The 15,755-nt window shown below is 73.9% G+C and carries 11 protein-coding genes; 4 read left to right on the forward strand and 7 right to left on the reverse strand.

Annotated elements, in window-relative coordinates; translation table 11 throughout:
* Positions 1-91: 91 nt before the first annotated feature.
* From murD to rsmH, 7 genes are all read right to left on the reverse strand, one after another.
* Complete coding sequence (gene murD, locus ACFQ6N_RS32755) at positions 92-1,549, reverse strand: UDP-N-acetylmuramoyl-L-alanine--D-glutamate ligase (protein ID WP_380657096.1); 1,458 nt, start codon at positions 1,547-1,549, stop codon at positions 92-94.
* The gene (gene mraY / locus ACFQ6N_RS32760) at positions 1,546-2,607 is read right to left on the reverse strand and encodes a phospho-N-acetylmuramoyl-pentapeptide-transferase (protein ID WP_380657125.1); all 1,062 of its coding nucleotides are present in this window, start codon (positions 2,605-2,607) and stop codon (positions 1,546-1,548) included. The genes murD and mraY overlap by 4 nt, the downstream gene beginning before the upstream one ends.
* Complete coding sequence (murF, locus tag ACFQ6N_RS32765; RefSeq protein WP_380657099.1) at positions 2,607-4,010, reverse strand: UDP-N-acetylmuramoyl-tripeptide--D-alanyl-D-alanine ligase; 1,404 nt, start codon at positions 4,008-4,010, stop codon at positions 2,607-2,609. Before murF ends, mraY begins: the two co-directional genes overlap by 1 nt.
* Positions 4,007-5,572: a UDP-N-acetylmuramoyl-L-alanyl-D-glutamate--2,6-diaminopimelate ligase gene (locus ACFQ6N_RS32770; RefSeq protein ID WP_380657102.1), complete on the reverse strand. Its 1,566-nt coding sequence runs from the start codon at positions 5,570-5,572 to the stop codon at positions 4,007-4,009. The genes murF and ACFQ6N_RS32770 overlap by 4 nt, the downstream gene beginning before the upstream one ends.
* Before the next feature lie 93 nt (positions 5,573-5,665).
* Entirely contained in the window at positions 5,666-7,885 is a 2,220-nt protein-coding gene (locus ACFQ6N_RS32775; protein ID WP_380657105.1) for a penicillin-binding transpeptidase domain-containing protein, read from the reverse strand.
* Between the two features lie 73 nt (positions 7,886-7,958).
* On the reverse strand, positions 7,959-8,462 hold the full coding sequence (locus ACFQ6N_RS32780) for a hypothetical protein (RefSeq protein ID WP_380657108.1): 504 nt from the start codon (positions 8,460-8,462) through the stop codon (positions 7,959-7,961).
* A 156-nt stretch (positions 8,463-8,618) separates the two neighbouring features.
* A complete protein-coding gene (rsmH, locus tag ACFQ6N_RS32785; protein WP_380657111.1) occupies positions 8,619-9,593 on the reverse strand; it encodes a 16S rRNA (cytosine(1402)-N(4))-methyltransferase RsmH in 975 nt (324 codons plus the stop codon).
* Between the two features lie 538 nt (positions 9,594-10,131).
* On the opposite strand from rsmH, the gene ACFQ6N_RS32790 reads away from it, so the two are divergent.
* From ACFQ6N_RS32790 to ACFQ6N_RS32805, 4 genes are all read left to right on the forward strand, one after another.
* A complete protein-coding gene (locus ACFQ6N_RS32790; protein WP_380657114.1) occupies positions 10,132-10,674 on the forward strand; it encodes a beta-class carbonic anhydrase in 543 nt (180 codons plus the stop codon).
* Between the two features lie 324 nt (positions 10,675-10,998).
* Complete coding sequence (locus ACFQ6N_RS32795) at positions 10,999-11,943, forward strand: AAA family ATPase (RefSeq protein WP_380657128.1); 945 nt, start codon at positions 10,999-11,001, stop codon at positions 11,941-11,943.
* 1 nt (position 11,944) lies between these two features.
* Positions 11,945-13,267, forward strand: coding sequence for a DUF58 domain-containing protein (locus ACFQ6N_RS32800; RefSeq protein ID WP_380657117.1), 1,323 nt, complete (start codon positions 11,945-11,947; stop codon positions 13,265-13,267).
* Positions 13,264-15,687 (forward strand): transglutaminaseTgpA domain-containing protein, encoded by a 2,424-nt coding sequence (locus ACFQ6N_RS32805; RefSeq protein ID WP_380657120.1) that lies wholly within the window; start codon positions 13,264-13,266, stop codon positions 15,685-15,687. Before ACFQ6N_RS32800 ends, ACFQ6N_RS32805 begins: the two co-directional genes overlap by 4 nt.
* The last annotated feature ends 68 nt before the right edge of the window (positions 15,688-15,755 follow it).

Genomic DNA, 15,755 nt, shown 5'->3' on the forward strand with positions numbered 1-15,755 from the left:
GGAATCCGTCCTGCCCTGCCCCGCCACCGCTCCCCGCTCCCATCATTTGCGGCTCGTCCGCCTCCGGGCCGCTCCGACCCGACGCTTCGGCTCACGAGCCGGGAGGGTTCGCCAGCTCCCGGACGGCCGCCGCGAACAGGTCGCCGCGCTCGCCGTAGTTGGTGAACATGTCCATCGAGGCGCAGGCCGGGGCCAGCAGCACCGTGTCACCCGATCGGGCGAGCGACGCGGCCGTGCGGACGACCTCGGCCATCGCCACCGCGCCAGTCTGGCCCTCGGCCGCCTCGATCACCGGCACATCCGGAGCGTGTCGCTCCAGCGCCTCCCTGATCAGCGCCCGGTCCTGGCCGATCAGCACCACGGCCCGCAGCCGCTCGGCCGCGCCCTGGACCAGGTCGTCGAAGGTCGCGCCCTTGGCGAGGCCGCCGGCGATCCAGACGACCGGCCGGAAGGCCGCCAGCGAGGCGGCCGCGGCGTGGGTGTTGGTGGCCTTGGAGTCGTCGACGTACGTGACCTCGCGGACCACGCCGACCTCGGCGATCCGGTGGGCGTCCGGGCGGAAGGCCCGCAGGCCCTCCCGAACGGCCTTGGTGTCGACGCCGTACGCCCGGGCCAGCGCCGCCGCGGCGAGCGCGTTGGCGATGTTGTGCGGCGCCGGCGGGTTCACGTCCTCGATGGCGCCCAGCTCGGCCGCGTTCTTGGCCCGGTCCGCGACGAAGGCGCGGTCCACCAGCAGGCCGTCCACCACGCCGAAGTTCGATGGGCTCGGCGCGCCGAGTCCGAAGCCGATCGCCCGGCAGCCCTCCTCGACGTCGGCCGCCATGACCAGCGCCTCGGTGGCCGGGTCGGCCAGGTTGTACACGCAGGCGACCTGGTTGCCCTCGTAGATCCGGCCCTTGTCGGCGGCGTACGCCTCCATCGAGCCGTGCCAGTCGAGGTGGTCGGGCGCCAGGTTGAGCACCGCGGCCGAGTGCGGGCGCAGCGAGGGCGCCCAGTGCAGCTGGTAGCTGGAGAGCTCGACGGCGAGCACGTCGTACGGCTCCTCGGCGAGCACCGCGTCCAGCACCGAGACCCCGACGTTGCCGACGGCGGCGGTGCGCTTGCCGGCGGCGGTGAGGATCGAGGCGAGCATCTGGACGGTGGTGGTCTTGCCGTTGGTTCCGGTGACGGCCAGCCAGGGCGCGGGCTCGCCGGTGCCGGGCAGCGGCTTGCGCAGCCGCCAGGCGAGTTCGACGTCGCCCCAGACCGGCACCCCGGCCGCCCCGGCGGCGGCGAACAGCGGGCTGTCCGGTGCCCAGCCGGGCGAGGTGACGACCAGCTCGGTGCCCTCGGGCAGGCTCGCGCCGTCGCCGAGGCGCACGGTGACCCCGTGCGCCTCCAGTTCGGCGGCCCGGGCGGCCAGGCCGGGCCCGCTGCCGCCGTCCACGACGGTGACGCGGGCGCCGAGGCCGTGCAGGACGCGCGCGGCGCTGATGCCCGAGACACCGAGTCCGGCGACGACCACGGGCAGGTCGGTGAACTGCGGATTGGTCAGCTGGGAGTTCGTCATCCGGTCCGGTATCCCGCGTAGAAGAGGCCGAGGCCGACGGCCACGCAGAGGCCCTGGATGATCCAGAAGCGGACCACGACCAGGACTTCGCTCCAGCCCTTGAGTTCGAAGTGGTGCTGCAGTGGTGCCATCTTGAACACGCGCTTGCCGGTCATCCGGAAGGAGCCGACCTGGATGATCACCGACAGGGTGATCACCATGAAGAGGCCGCCGAGCATGATGAGCAGCAGCTCGGTGCGGGAGCAGATCGCCAGGCCGGCCAGGGCGCCGCCGAGGGCGAGCGAGCCGGTGTCGCCCATGAAGATCTTGGCGGGCGAGGTGTTCCACCACAGGAAGCCGAAGCAGGAGCCCATCAGGGCTGCCGCGACCACCGCGAGGTCGAGTGGGTCCCTGACGTCGTAGCAGGCGCCGGTGGCGGTGTAGACGTACGCGCAGCTCTGCGTGTACTCCCAGACGCCGATGAAGGTGTAGGCGCCGAAGGCCATCACCGAGGCACCGGTGGCGAGGCCGTCCAGACCGTCCGTCAGGTTCACGCCGTTGGAGGTCGCCGCGATCATGAAGTACGCGAAGATGACGAACAGCACGGGGCCGACCGACCACTTGAAGTCGCGCACGAAGGACAGCGACTGGGAGGCCGGGCTGAGCCCGCGGTCGTCGTGGAACTGGAGCGCCAGGACGGCGAAGACCAGGCCGACGATGGACTGGCCCGCCAGCTTCGCCTTGGCCCGCAGGCCGAGCGAGCGGCGCTTGACCACCTTGATGTAGTCGTCCAGGAAGCCGACCAGGCCCAGGCCCGCGGTCAGGAAGAGCACCAGCAGCCCGGAGGCCGTCGGGCTCTCGCCCGTTATCGCCTTGGTGGCGAAGTACGCGATGAGGGTCGCCAGGATGAAGGCGATGCCGCCCATCGTGGGCGTGCCCTTCTTGCTGTGGTGCGCCTTGGGACCGTCGTCGCGGATGTACTGGCCGTAGCCCTGCCGGGCGAGCAGCTTGATCAGGGCGGGCGTACCGGCCAGCGAGAGGATCAGGCCGATCATCCCGGAGAAGAGGATCTGCTTCATCATCGGGCAGCACCGTCCGCCAGGAGCGCTTCGGCCACCTTCTCCAGCCCCACCGAACGGGATGCCTTCACCAGGACCACATCCCCCGGCCGCAGCTGACTGCGCAGCAACTCGACCGCCGCGTCCGCGTCGGACACCAGCACCGACTCCTCACCCCACGAACCTTCGTTCCTCGCGCCGAGTTCCATGCAGGCCGCCTCGCGTCCGCCGACCGCCACCAGCTTGGTGACGTCCAGCCGGACGGCGAGCCGCCCGATGGCGTCGTGCTCGGCCAGGCTCTCCTCGCCGAGCTCCCGCATCTCGCCGAGCACCGCCCAGGTGCGTCGACGCTCCGGGCCGCGCCCCCCCATCGAGACCAGCGCCCGCAGCGCGGCCCGCATCGAGTCGGGGTTCGCGTTGTAGGCGTCGTTGACGACGGTGACACCATCGGCCCGGTCGACGACCTCCATGCGCCAGCGGGACAGCGCACCCGCCTCGCCCAGGGCGGCGGCGGTGTCGTCGACGGACATCCCGAGCTCCACCGCCACCGCGGCGGCGGCGAGGGCGTTCGAGACGTGGTGCTCACCGTACAGGCGCAGCTGCACGGTCGCGGAACCGGCCGGGGTGGTGAGCGTGAAGGATGGCCTCCCGGTGGCGTCCAGGCGAACGTCCGTGGCCCGGACGTGGGCGTCCGGGGACTCCCCGAACAGGACCACCCTGGCCTTGGTGCGGGCGGCCATCGCGCGCACCAGCCGGTCGTCGGCGTTGAGGATCGCGGCCCCGTCGGCGGGCAGTGCCTCGACGAGCTCGCCCTTGGCCTCGGCGATCGCCTCCTGGGAGCCGAACTCGCCGACGTGGGCGGTGCCGACGTTCAGCACCACGCCGACCCGGGGCGGGGTGATCGAGGTGAGGTACTCGATGTCGCCCTTGTGCCGGGCGCCCATCTCCATGACCAGGTGCCGGGTGTCGGCCTCGACCCGCAGCGCGGTCATCGGGTGGCCGATCTCGTTGTTGAGCGAGCCCGGCGGGTAGACGGTCGCGCCGTGGCGGCCGAGCAGCTGGGCGATCAGGTCCTTGGTGCTGGTCTTGCCGGCCGAGCCGGTCAGCGCGACCACCGCGGTGCCCTCGGCGCGGGCGACCACGGTACGGGCCAGCCTGCCGAGCGCCTCCACCACGCTGTCGACCAGGACGGCGGGCACGCCGACCGGGCGGGAGGCGAGCACCGCGACGGCGCCGGCCCCGACGGCCGTGGCCGCGTAGTCGTGGCCGTCCACGTGCTCGCCGACGAAGGCCGCGAACAGGCCGCCGGGGACCACCTTGCGCGAGTCGACCTCGACCGGGCCGGTGACCAGGGTGTCCGGGTCGGCGCCGTCCAGGGTGCCTCCGACGGCGGCGGCCACCTCGGCGAGGGTCAGTGCGATCACTGCTGCTCTACTCCTCGGTCGCCCCGTGCGGCCGTGGTCCGCGCGACGGACTCGCGCAGCACCTCCCGGTCGTCGAAGGGGCGGATCTCGTCTCGTACGTACTGGCCGAGCTCGTGGCCCTTGCCGGCCACCAGCACGGTGTCCCCCGCGCGGGCGCGGGCCACCGCGAGCCGGATCGCCTCGGCCCGGTCGGGAACGACCAGGACGTCTCCGCGCTCGGCCTCGGGCACCGCGGCGGCGCCGGTCAGCATGCTGGCGAGGATCGCCAGCGGGTCCTCGCTGCGCGGGTTGTCGCTGGTCAGCAGGGCGGTGTCGGCGAGGCGGGCGGCGATGTCGCCCATCGGGCCGCGCTTGTGCGGGTCGCGGTCGCCGCCGCAGCCGACGACGACGTGGAGCCGGCCCTCGGTGACCTCGCGCAGCGAGGCGAGGACGGCCCGCAGGGCGTCCGGCTTGTGCGCGTAGTCCACGACGGCCACGAACGGCTGTCCGGCGTCCACCCGCTCCAGCCGGCCCGGCACCCCGGGGACGGCGGCGACGCCGGCCACGGCCCGGTCCAGCGGCAGCCCGGCGGCGACCAGCACGGTGATCGCGGCGAGCGCGTTGGCGACGTTGAAGGGGCCGGGCAGCGGGACGGCCGCGTCGGCCTCGGCGCCGTCCGGGCCGAGCACCCGGAAGGTCGAGCCGACCGGCCCGAGCCGCACGTCCACGGCCCGCCAGTCGGCTTCGGCGGCGCCGGTCGCGGAGAAGGTGGTCACCGGGATCTTGGCCTCGGCGGCCAGCCGGCGGCCGTACTCGTCGTCCAGGTTGACCACGCCGTGGCGGGACTTGCCGGGCTGGAAGAGCCGGGCCTTCGCCTGGAAGTAGTCCTCCATGTCCGGGTGGAAGTCGAGGTGCTCGGGCGTGAGGTTGTTGAACAGCGCCACGTCGTACGCGACGCCGTCGGTGCGGCCGAAGACCAGGGCGTGGCTGGAGACCTCCATGGTCACCGCGTCGGCGCCGCGCTCGGCCATCACGCCGAGGATCGCGTGCAGGTCGGTGGCCTCGGGGGTGGTGCGCTCGCTCTTGATCCGCTCGTCACCGACCCGCATCTCGACGGTGCCGATCACGCCGGGCGTGCGCTCGGCACCGCGCAGGCCGCCCTCGACCAGGTACGAGGTGGTGGTCTTGCCGTTGGTGCCGGTCAGCCCGATCATCAGCAGCCGCTCGGACGGACGGCCGTAGACGATCGCGGCGAGCTCGCCCATGGCGGCGCGCGGCCGGTCCACGACCAGCAGCGGCAGGCCGGTGGGGGCGGCCAGTTCGGCGCCGGCCGGGTCGGTGAGCACGGCCACCGCGCCGGAGTCGGCGGCCTTGGCCGCGAAGGCCGCGCCGTGGTGGTTGGCGCCGGGGAAGGCCACGTACACGTCGCCCGGGCGGACCGCGCGGGAGTCGTGGGTGACGCCGGTGACGGCACCGCCCTCGACGGGCGCGAGACCCAGCCGGACGGCCAGCTCGGCGAGCGGCAGGGCGGTGGTCCCGGTCGGGCGGGGCGGACTCACGGTGGTTTGATCGGGTTTCGGCACGGCGGGAAGGCTATCCGCCGAAGGGTGTCCAGGGCCAAACCGGCCCTTCGCCGCGCCGTCGTCCAGCCCGGCCCGCTCGTTGCTCATGCTCGCTCACGGCTTCCAGTCGACGGCCAGGTTGGGCGCCTGGCTGCCGCTCGGCGGGACCTGCATGGTCTTCAGGGTGAACTCCATCACCTGCTTGAACACCGGGCCGCACAGCTGGCCGCCGAAGTGGCCGTTGACGGGGCCCTGGAGAGTACAGGAGACGGTGTACCGGGGGGCGTCGGCGGGGGCGAAGCCGATGAAGGAGGCGGTGTAGCCGTCGTAGCCGACGCCGTTGGCGGCGCCCCGGTTGGCGGTGCCGGTCTTGCCGGCGACCCGGTAGCCGGGGATGGCGGCCTTGCCGCCGGTGCCCTGCTCGTCGTCGACGACCGACTCCAGCATCGAGGTGAGGGTCTTGGCCGTCTCCTCGCTGACCACCCTGGTCTGCTCCCCCGCCGGGTTCGGGCTGTACTTGCCGTCCGGGCTGGTGACGCCCTGCACGATGCTGGGCGCGACCCGGACGCCGCCGTTGGCGATGGTCGAGTAGACCGAGGTGGCCTGCAGCGCGTTCATCTGCATCGGGCCCTGGCCGAAGGCGATGTTGTACTTCTCCGAGGCGACCAGGTCCTCGGGCTTCTTGAGCTTCCCCGAGGTCTCGCCGGGGAAGTTCAGCCCGGTCGGCTGGGCCACCCCGAACTTGCGCATGTAGCCGTCCAGGGCCTTGTTGGCGGTCAGCTGGTCGCCGCCGCCGAGGGTCTCCACGGCCTCGATGGTGCCGATGTTGGACGACTTGGCCAGCACCCCGGCCAGCGTCAGGTACCAGGTGTCGTGGTCGACGTCGTCCTTGAACTGCTGCCCGGCGCGGACCAGCCGGTTGGGGACGGTGACCTTGGTGTCCCAGGTGGCCTTGCCGGAGTCCAGTACGGCGGCCATGCTCATCAGCTTGGCGGTGCTGCCCGGTTCGTACGCGTCCTGGAGCGCGGCGTTGCCCAGCTGGGCCTGCTTGGAGAGGCTGAGGTCGTTCGGGTTGAAGCCGGGCGCGGTGGCCATCGCGAGGACCTGGCCGGTCTTCACGTCCTGGACCACCACGTAGCCCTTCTCCGCCCCGGAGTTGGCGACCTGGTCGGTGATCGCCCGTTGGGCGGCCCACTGGATGTCACGGTTGACGGTCAGCCTGACGTCGCTGCCCGGCACCGCCGGGTCCCGCGAGCCCCCGGCGGTGGGCACCAGCCGCCCGCCCGCCTGGGCGTAGCTGCTGTGGCCGTCCTTGCCGGCCAGCTGCTGCTGGTACTGGAGTTCCAGGCCCCCGGCGCCGGCGCCCTCGCCGTTGACGAAGCCGACCAGGTTCGCGGCCAGCCCGTCCGCCGGGTAGATCCGCTTCTGGGTCTCCCGGTTGAACACGCCGGCCAGCGGGTTGGCGCACTCGTTGTCCACCCGGGTCCGCCCGCCCTGCTCGGCGGGCTTGCCGAGCAGCTTCTTCTGGGCCTGGCAGGCCCGCGAGCCGGCCTGCTTCTCCAGGCTCGCCTTGAGGTCGCTGATCTGGCTCTTGGCGGCCGGGGTCTGCTGGGGTGCGAGCCGCTTGTAGCGGGTCTTGGGGGTGTGCAGGTCGGCGGCGATCTTCTCCTTGGGCACGCCGAGGATCGGCGACAGCAGCGCGGCCGCCTGCTCGGGCGCGTCCGGGATGCCGGTCGCCTCCGGGGTGAACATCGCCGGGTCGGCGGTGATGTCGTACGCGTCGACGGTGGCGGCCAGCGCCACCCCGTCGGAGGACGTTATCGAGCCGCGCTCGGCGGTGATCGGGATGTTCAGGTAGCGGTTGGTGTTGGCGTCGGCGGCCAGCGCGTCCGCGTCGACCAGCTGGAGCTGGACCAGGCGGCCCGCGAAGACCGAGAACACCAGCGACATCACCACGGTGATCACCCGCAGCCGGCGCTTCGGCTCGGCCAGCCTGAGCGCCTTGGGGCGCTGCGGCGGCCGGGTCTTCGGGCGCGGCCGCACCGCCGCCTGGCTGCGGGCCGGCGGCCGGCCCTCGGGGCGGCGCTGCTGCGGCGCGCGCGGGGTGCGGGCGGCGGCGGTCTTGGCGGGCTGGACCTTCGCGGGCTGGGCCTTGGCCGACTGGCCGCGCACCGGCTGGGCCTTGGCCGGCTGCCCCTTCACGGGCTGTCCCTTGGCCGACTGGCCGCGGCCGGCGGCGGACTGGCCGCGCGGCGCGGCGCCCCTGGGGACCGGGCGGCGGCCGTTGCCGGAGCCGGACCCGGAGCCGCCGGAGGGCTGACGAGGCGTGCTCATACGACCGCCTCGCTACGTTCGGCGGGCGCTTCGCACACTGGGTACCCCTCGATGGTTCGCTCGTTCCACTCGCTCACCGGCCGGCACCCCCGGCGGGCTGCCCGGGCGCGGCCGGGTTGAGCTGGATCACCGAGTCGCCGGCCGAGGCCGCGGTCGTCGGCGTGGCCGGCACGGCCGGCGGGGCGGCCGGCGGGACCGCGGGCTGGGCGGCCGGGGACTGCCCCGCGCTCGGCTGGGCGGCGCTCGGCACCGGCTTGGTGGGCCACGGCTCGGCCGTCGAGCGCTTGACCGGCGGGCTGTCCTGCGCCGGGCCGGGCGTGCCGACCACCTTGCCCCCGTTGGGGACGTCCAGGAAGGCCATCCCGCCGGCCGGGACCATGCCCAGCTCGGCGGCGCGCCTGGCCAGCGCGTCCGGGGCCGAGTTCTGGTCGATCTGGTGCTGGAGGCTCTGCTGCTCGTCGGTCGCCACGGTGGTCTGCTTCTGGAGCCGGGACAGCTCGAAGGATCCCTCGTTGAGCGCGGTGTTCAGCGCCAGCAGCCCGAGCAGCCCCGCCGCCAGCAGCACCACCACGAGCACCGCGAACGGCGTGCGCCCCCGGACCGGGCGCCTGCCCGGCCGGACCGTGATCCGCGCCCTGCCCTGTCCGGGGAGACTCCCCCGCCCCGCCCGGACCCCACCGGCCACCGGCCCCACCGCTTTCCTCCGCCCTTCGGACCCCGCCGGGCCGGTTCGTCAGCCCCGCTTGCTTCGGTCCCTGATCCTCTCCGCCACCCGCAGCCGTACGGGCGCGGCGCGCCGGTTCTCCTCGATCTCCTCCTCGGTGGCCTGCTCGGCACCGCGGGTGATCAGTTTGAGCCAGGGCTGGTGCTCCTCCGGGATGAACGGCAGCCCCGGCGGGGCGGTGTTGGTCGCCCCGGCGGCGAAGTACTGCTTCACCAGGCGGTCCTCCAGCGACTGGTAGGACATCACGACCATCCGTCCGCCGATCGCCAGGGCGTCCAGCGCCCCGGGGATCGCCCGGTCCAGGACCTCCAGCTCGCCGTTGACCTCGATCCGCAGCGCCTGGAACGTCCGCTTGGCCGGGTTCCCGCCGGTGCGGCGGGTCGCCGCCGGAATGGCGTTGCGCACCAGATCGACCAGACGCGCGCTCGTGGTGAACGGTTCCTTCTCGCGCTCCCGCAGGATCACCGAGGCGATCTTCCCGGCGAACCGCTCCTCGCCGTAGAACTTGAGGATCCGGGCCAGCTCGCCGTGGCTGTAGGTGTTCAGCACCTCGGCCGCGCTGATCCCCCGGGTCTGGTCCATCCGCATGTCCAGCGGCGCGTCCTGCGCGTACGCGAAGCCGCGGTCCGCCTCGTCCAGCTGCATCGAGGAGACACCCAGGTCGAACAGCACGCCGTCGACCCGGTCGATGCCCAGGTCCTCCAGCACCTCGGGGATCTCGTCGTAGACCGCGTGCACCAGGGTGGCCCGGTCGCCGAACGGGGCCAGCCGCTCGCCGGAGAGCTTCAGCGCCTGCGGGTCTCGGTCCACCGCGACCAGCCGGACCTCGGGGAACTGGGTGAGCAGCGCCTCGCTGTGCCCGCCGAGGCCGAGCGTGGCGTCCACCACGACGGCGCCGGGGCGCGAGATCGCCGGGGCCAGTGCGTCCATGCACCGCTGCAGCATCACCGGAACGTGCTTGGGTCCCGGTTCGTTGGTGGTCATGCGCGGTGGCGCCCTTCCTCGGTGCGGAGCAGCCCGACGTCCGGGAGCTGCCACCATTCTCGCCCACCGGCCCCCGGCACGACGAAGCGGCCCGTGGTCCCCGCCCGCTCGGGGGGAAGGTCGCGACCGCCCGGCACCGGGGAAGGTGCGCCAGGAGGGCACGGAGCGGGTGGAGGCCACGGGCCGCTTCGACCGGGCCGCACCGGCCGGGAACGCCCGGTTGACGGGCTCCGGCGGGTGTGCTCGACTGCGCCGTAACTCTAGCGCGCGGGCCCTGCCAGTCAATGCTCCGCTCCGGCGCACCACCCGGGCGGCGGTACGGATCACCGCAGGTCGCGGCCGCCGGGGCGGCTCCACGGCAGCCGGACTCGGGGGCCCTCGCGATCCGCCGCGCGCCCCCTCTCCGCGACCGTGTGCGGCCCACCTCGGGACCAGCCCGGACAAACCCTCCCGTTGTGGCTATGCGCTCGATCACAGCGGTCGGTTCTGTAGCTCTCCACCCCACCGCGGGCACCCGATCCGCACTAACGTCGCCCGCATGACAGTGACTCCCGGCCGGCCCACGCCGAACGCCGCTGCCGATCCCGCCCGACCCACCATCATCGACCGCTTCGTCGCGGCCAACCGCGAGTACGCGGTGACCTTCCGGGACGGCGGCATGGACGCCCGCCCGGTGCAGAAGATCGCCGTGGTGGCCTGCATGGACGCCCGGCTCGACCTGTTCGCGGCACTCGGCCTCGAACTCGGCGACGCCCACGTCATCCGCAACGCCGGCGGCGTCGTCACCGACGACACCATCCGCTCCCTGACCATCAGCCAGCGCGCCCTCGGCACCCGCTCGATCGCGCTCATCCACCACACCGGCTGCGGCCTGCTCGGGCTCACCGAGGACTTCCGCCGCGAACTGGAACTGGAGGTCGGCCAGCGCCCGCAGTGGGCGGTGGAGGCCTTCGTCGACCTGGACGGCGACGTCCGCCAGTCCATGCAGCGCGTCCGCACCTCGCCCTTCCTGCCGCACACCGACGACGTCCGGGGCTTCGTCTTCGACGTCCACACCGGCCTGCTGCGCGAAGTCGGGTAGCACCGGCCGGGCATTCGGGGTCGGCCGAATGGTGACTTCTGGCCACCGCGCAGGGGAGAATGCGCCTGCCGGTCAGACCCCGAACCACCTGGGGCGGCCGGGCCGCAGGCCGCCTCCCGACGCCGGATCCTCCCTCGGAACCGTCCCCGGGACGGCCGCGTCAAGCATGGGGTGGGGTCCGGCCTCGGGACGGGGCGGGCACAGGGTGCCAGGGAGCGTAAACGGGTGACGAGTTACAACGATCAGGCGGGTCTCGGCGGTCCGGGGGGCGGGCAGCGGGCGAACGGGTACCAGCAGGTCGGTCTCCCCGAGCTCGCCGCGGTCGTGGACCGCGTCCGCGCCAACATCGAGAGCGTGATCGAGGGCAAGCCGGAGGCCGTCCGGATCGCCCTGACCGTCCTGCTCGCCGAGGGCCACCTCCTGCTGGAGGACGTGCCCGGCGTCGGCAAGACCATGCTGGCCAAGGCGCTCGCCCGCTCGGTCGACTGCACCGTGCGGCGCATCCAGTTCACGCCCGACCTGCTGCCCTCGGACGTCACCGGCACCAACATCTACGACCAGCAGCAGCACGACTTCGAGTTCCGCCCGGGCGCGATCTTCGCGCAGATCGTGGTCGGCGACGAGATCAACCGCGCCTCGCCCAAGACCCAGTCCGCGCTGCTGGAGTCCATGGAGGAGCGCCAGGTCACCATCGACGGCACCAGCTACGAACTGCCCTCGCCGTTCATGGTCGTGGCCACCCAGAACCCGGTCGAGATGGAGGGCACCTACGCCCTCCCGGAGGCCCAGCGCGACCGCTTCATGGCCCGGATCTCGATCGGCTACCCCAGCCCCGAGGCCGAACTGGCGATGCTGGACGTGCACGGCGGCGCCAGCCCGCTGGAGGACCTCCAGCCGGTCGCGCACGCCTCCGACATCCTCAAGCTGATCGACCTGGTCCGCACCGTGCACATCGCCGACCCGGTCCGCCGCTACGCCGTCGACCTGGTCGGCGCCACCCGCACCAGCCCCGAACTGCGCCTGGGCGCCTCGCCCCGCGCCACCCTCCACCTGGTCCGGGCCGCCCGCTCCGCCGCCGCGCTGGACGGGCGCGACTACGTCACCCCGGACGACATCCAGCGCCTCGCCGTCCCGGTCCTCGCGCACCGCCTGATGCCGACCGCCGAGACCCAGCTCAGCCGCCGCACCTCCGAGCAGATCGTGACCGAGCTGGTCGCCCGGCTGCCGCTGCCGCGCCCGCAGGGCGGCCCGGCCGTCCGGAGGGGCTGAGGTGACCCAGTCCGATCCGGCGTCGGGGCTGCGGGCCGGGTTCCGCGGCCTCACCACCCGGGGCCGGTCCTTCCTCGCGGCCGGGGTCACCGCGGTGGTCTGCTCCTACCTGCTCGACCAGGACGCCCTGCTGCGCGTCGGCGTGCTGCTCGCCGCACTGCCGCTGGCGGCCGTGGCGGTGGTCGCCAACACCCGCTACCGGGTGGCCAGCGGCCGCCGGCTCAGCCCGCGCCGGGCCGTCGCCGGCCAGGAGGCCCGGGTCCACCTGCGGCTCGACAACGTCTCGCGGGTGCCCACCGGGGTGCTCCTGCTGGAGGACAAGGTCCCGTACGTGCTCGGGCCGCGCCCGCGCTTCGTGCTGGACCGGGTCGAGCCGCGCGGCCACCGCGAGGTCTCCTACCGGGTCCGCTCCGACCTGCGCGGCCGCTACCCGCTCGGCCCACTCCAGCTGCGGCTGGCCGACCCGTTCGGGATGTGCGAGGTCACCCGCGCCTTCACCGCCTCCGACGTCCTCACCGTCGTCCCGCAGATCCAGGCCCTGCCGCACGTCCGGCTCAGCGGCGAGTGGCTCGGCCAGGGCGAGAGCCACAGCCGCACCCTGGCGCTGGCCGGCGACGACGACGTGATCCTGCGCGAGTACCGGCCCGGCGACGACCTGCGCCGGGTGCACTGGCGCTCCACCGCCAAGTACGGCGAGCTGATGGTGCGCCGCGAGGAGCAGCCGCAGCGGGCCCGGGCCACCGTCCTGCTGGACACCCGCGAGATCGGCCACCGGGGCAGCGGCCCCGCCTCCTCCTTCGAGTGGGCGGTCGGCTGCGCCGCCTCGGTCACCGCGCACCTGCTGGAGCGCGGCTACCAGACCCGGCTGCTCACCGACACCGGCCTCGCCGTGCCCGGGCCCGGCGCCGGCGGCCGCAACAGCACCGCCGAGACCTCCGGGCTGGTCCTGGACGCCCTCGCGGTCGTCGACCTGTCCGACGGCGGCACGCTCTCCCGCGCCGAGGAGCCCCTGCGCGCGGCCGGCGAGGGCCTGCTGGTCGCCGTGCTCGGCGAGCTGGACGACACCCAGACCGCGCGGATGGGCCGGCTGCGCAACCGGACCGGCGGGGCGATCGCCTTCCTGCTGGACAGCGGCACCTGGGCCGGGCTGCGGATGCTCGCCCCGGACACCGGCGGCGAGGAGTTCCGGGCCCGGGTCCGGCAACTGCGCGAAGCCGGCTGGACGGTGATCCCGGTGCGCGCCGGCGACTCCGTACCGGACCTGTGGCGGGCCGCCGAAGGCGCCAAGACGACCGCCCCCAACCGAGAAGAGGCCGGCGCGTGACCACCCGGGCCAAACTGACCGTCTACTCGGCGCTGGCCACCGCCCTCGCCTCGCTCTGCATGATGCCGCTGCTGACCACGCGCAGCTGGCTGACCCACGCCCTCCTGGTGATCGTCGTCATCGGCGCGGTCGGCGCGGGCCTGCGCCGCCTCCCGCTGTACCGCTGGACGGTGCCGCTCGGGCAGCTGCTGGTGCTGTTCCTGCTGATGCTGCTCGGCTTCGCCGGGGCCGGCGGGTTCCTGCCCGGGCCGTCCACGATGCGGGTCCTGGACCACGTCTTCGCCTCCGGTCTGGACGACATAGCGCAGTACGCGATCCCGGCGCCGCCCACCCCCGGCCTGCGCCTGATCCTGGTCTCCGCAGTCGGCCTGGTCGCCATCGTGGTGGACACCATCGCGGTGACCTACCGGCACTCGGCGCTGGCCGGGCTGCCGCTGCTCGCGCTCTACTCGGTCGGCAACGGCCTGGCCGGGGAGCACAGCAGCTGGTTCTGGTTCGCCACCGCCGCGGCCGGCTACCTGCTGCTGCTCTTCGCCGAGGGCCAGGACCGGGTCTCCCGCTGGGGCCGGGTCTTCCGCGGCACCAACCGCGGCAGCACGGGCTCCGCCGAGGTCAGCCCCGGCGGCCGGCAGGTCGGCGTCCTGGCCCTGGCCGTGGCGATGCTGCTGCCGGTCGTCCTGCCGCACTGGGACCTCGGGCTGGTGCACTCCGGCTCCGGCGGGAAGGGCGGAACGGGCGCCGGGAGCCTGACGACCAGCCTCGACCCGCTGGTCAGCCTGGAAGCCGCGATCACCAAGCCGACCGACGCCGAACTGCTCAGCTACACGCTGGACGGCGACCTCGCCGACCAGACCTACCTGCGGACCGGCTCGCTCGACCAGTTCGACGGCGCCAACTGGAAGCTCGGCAGCACCGTGGTCAGCGACCTGCCGGCCGCGCTGCCTCCCCCGGAGGGCCTGCGCAACACCAACGTCCCCCGGATCGAGGGCGACTTCCGGATCAGCGACCAGCTGGAGAAGAGCTGGCTGCCGATGCCCTACCCGGCCGCCTCCGTCCAGGTCCCCAACCGCGGCGACTGGAAGCTCGACCCGCTGACCCGCACGGTCATGCCGACCGGCGACAAGGCGATCCGCGGCCTGCGCTACCACGTCAGCGCCCTGGACCTGCGGCCCACCGCCAACGAGCTGCGCCTGGCGTCCGCCGCGCCGCAGGACATCCGGGAGCGCTACACCGCCGTCCCGCCCGACCTGCCGGGCGAGGTCGCCGAACAGGCCAAGGCGGTCACCGGCAACGCGAAGAACGACTACGACCGGGCGATGGCCCTGGTGAACTGGTTCACCGGGCCGGACTTCAAGTACGACACCTCGGTCAACGCCGGCACCGGCAACAACGCGATAGCGGTCTTCCTGCGCGACCGCCGGGGCTTCTGCGTGCACTTCGCCTCCACCATGGCGGCGATGGCCCGGACGCTGAAGATCCCGGCCCGGGTCGCCGTCGGCTTCACCCCCGGCGACAACAAGGGCGGGAACGTCTACTCGGTGAACGGCCGGATGTACCACGCCTGGCCCGAGCTGTACTTCGCGGGCTACGGCTGGATGCGCTTCGAGCCGACCCCGAGCCGGGGCCTGCCGACCCGCTACACCGAGGCCTCCGGCGCCGCGACCAGCGCGCCGACCCAGCACGCGACCACCGCCCCGCAGACCGCGTCGGCCGCCCCGGCGCCGTCCGCGAGCTCGGACTGTGCCGCCAAGCAGCGCCAGCTGGGCGACTGCGGTCCCCAGGGCAAGACCGCCGCGCACGCCGCCGAGGAGTCCTGGCTGCTGTCCGGGCAGGTGCTCGGCACCCTCGCCGCCGTGATCGCGGTGATCGTGCTGCTGCTCGTCCCGATGCTCTGGCGCACGGCCCTGCGCCGCCGCCGGCTCGGCGGCGGACGGCGCCGGCCCGACGGGAGCGGTCCCGAGCTGACGGACGCCCAGGTGCTGGCCGCCTGGGACGAGCTGGTCGACTCCGCCTGGGACCTCGGAATTCCCCCGGACGAGTCACGCACTCCGCGCTCGGCCGCGCGACGGATCACCGAGAAGGCGGACCTGGACGCGGACGCGGCGGCAGCCGCCGGCCGGCTGGCACTGGCCACCGAGCGGGTGCTGTACGCGCCTCCCGGGCAGCTCTCCTCGGCCCCGCTGGCCGCCGACGTCCACGCCGCCCGACGCGGCCTGCGGGCGCACGCCGGCCGGGCCGGGCGCACCAGGGCGCTGCTGCTGCCGCCGTCCTCGGCGCAGCTGTGGTGGTGGATCTCCGACGCCGTACGGGCGGCCCGGACGGCCGTCCGCACCCGGGTGGCCCGGGTGGTCGAGGCGGTCTCCGCCCCGGTGCGGCGGGTCCTCACCCGGCGGCCCAAGCCGGACACCCCGGAGTCCTGACCTCCGGGGTGTCCCGGCCCACGGGCCCGGACACGGCGGACGCCGGGGGCGGGCAGTCGACTCGACTG

The organism is Kitasatospora sp. NPDC056446, assembly GCF_042796115.1.
Classification (GTDB): domain Bacteria; phylum Actinomycetota; class Actinomycetes; order Streptomycetales; family Streptomycetaceae; genus Kitasatospora.

What these genes read in the sequence shown, in the direction of transcription:
- ACFQ6N_RS32790 (WP_380657114.1), top strand. Translation starts at nt 10,132, where the DNA reads ATGACAGTGACTCCCGGCCGGCCCACGCCGAACGCCGCTGCCGATCCC.
- ACFQ6N_RS32775 (WP_380657105.1), bottom strand. Translation starts at nt 7,885, where the DNA reads ATGAGCACGCCTCGTCAGCCCTCCGGCGGCTCCGGGTCCGGCTCCGGC.
- mraY (WP_380657125.1), bottom strand. Translation starts at nt 2,607, where the DNA reads ATGAAGCAGATCCTCTTCTCCGGGATGATCGGCCTGATCCTCTCGCTG.
- murD (WP_380657096.1), bottom strand. Translation starts at nt 1,549, where the DNA reads ATGACGAACTCCCAGCTGACCAATCCGCAGTTCACCGACCTGCCCGTG.
- rsmH (WP_380657111.1), bottom strand. Translation starts at nt 9,593, where the DNA reads ATGACCACCAACGAACCGGGACCCAAGCACGTTCCGGTGATGCTGCAG.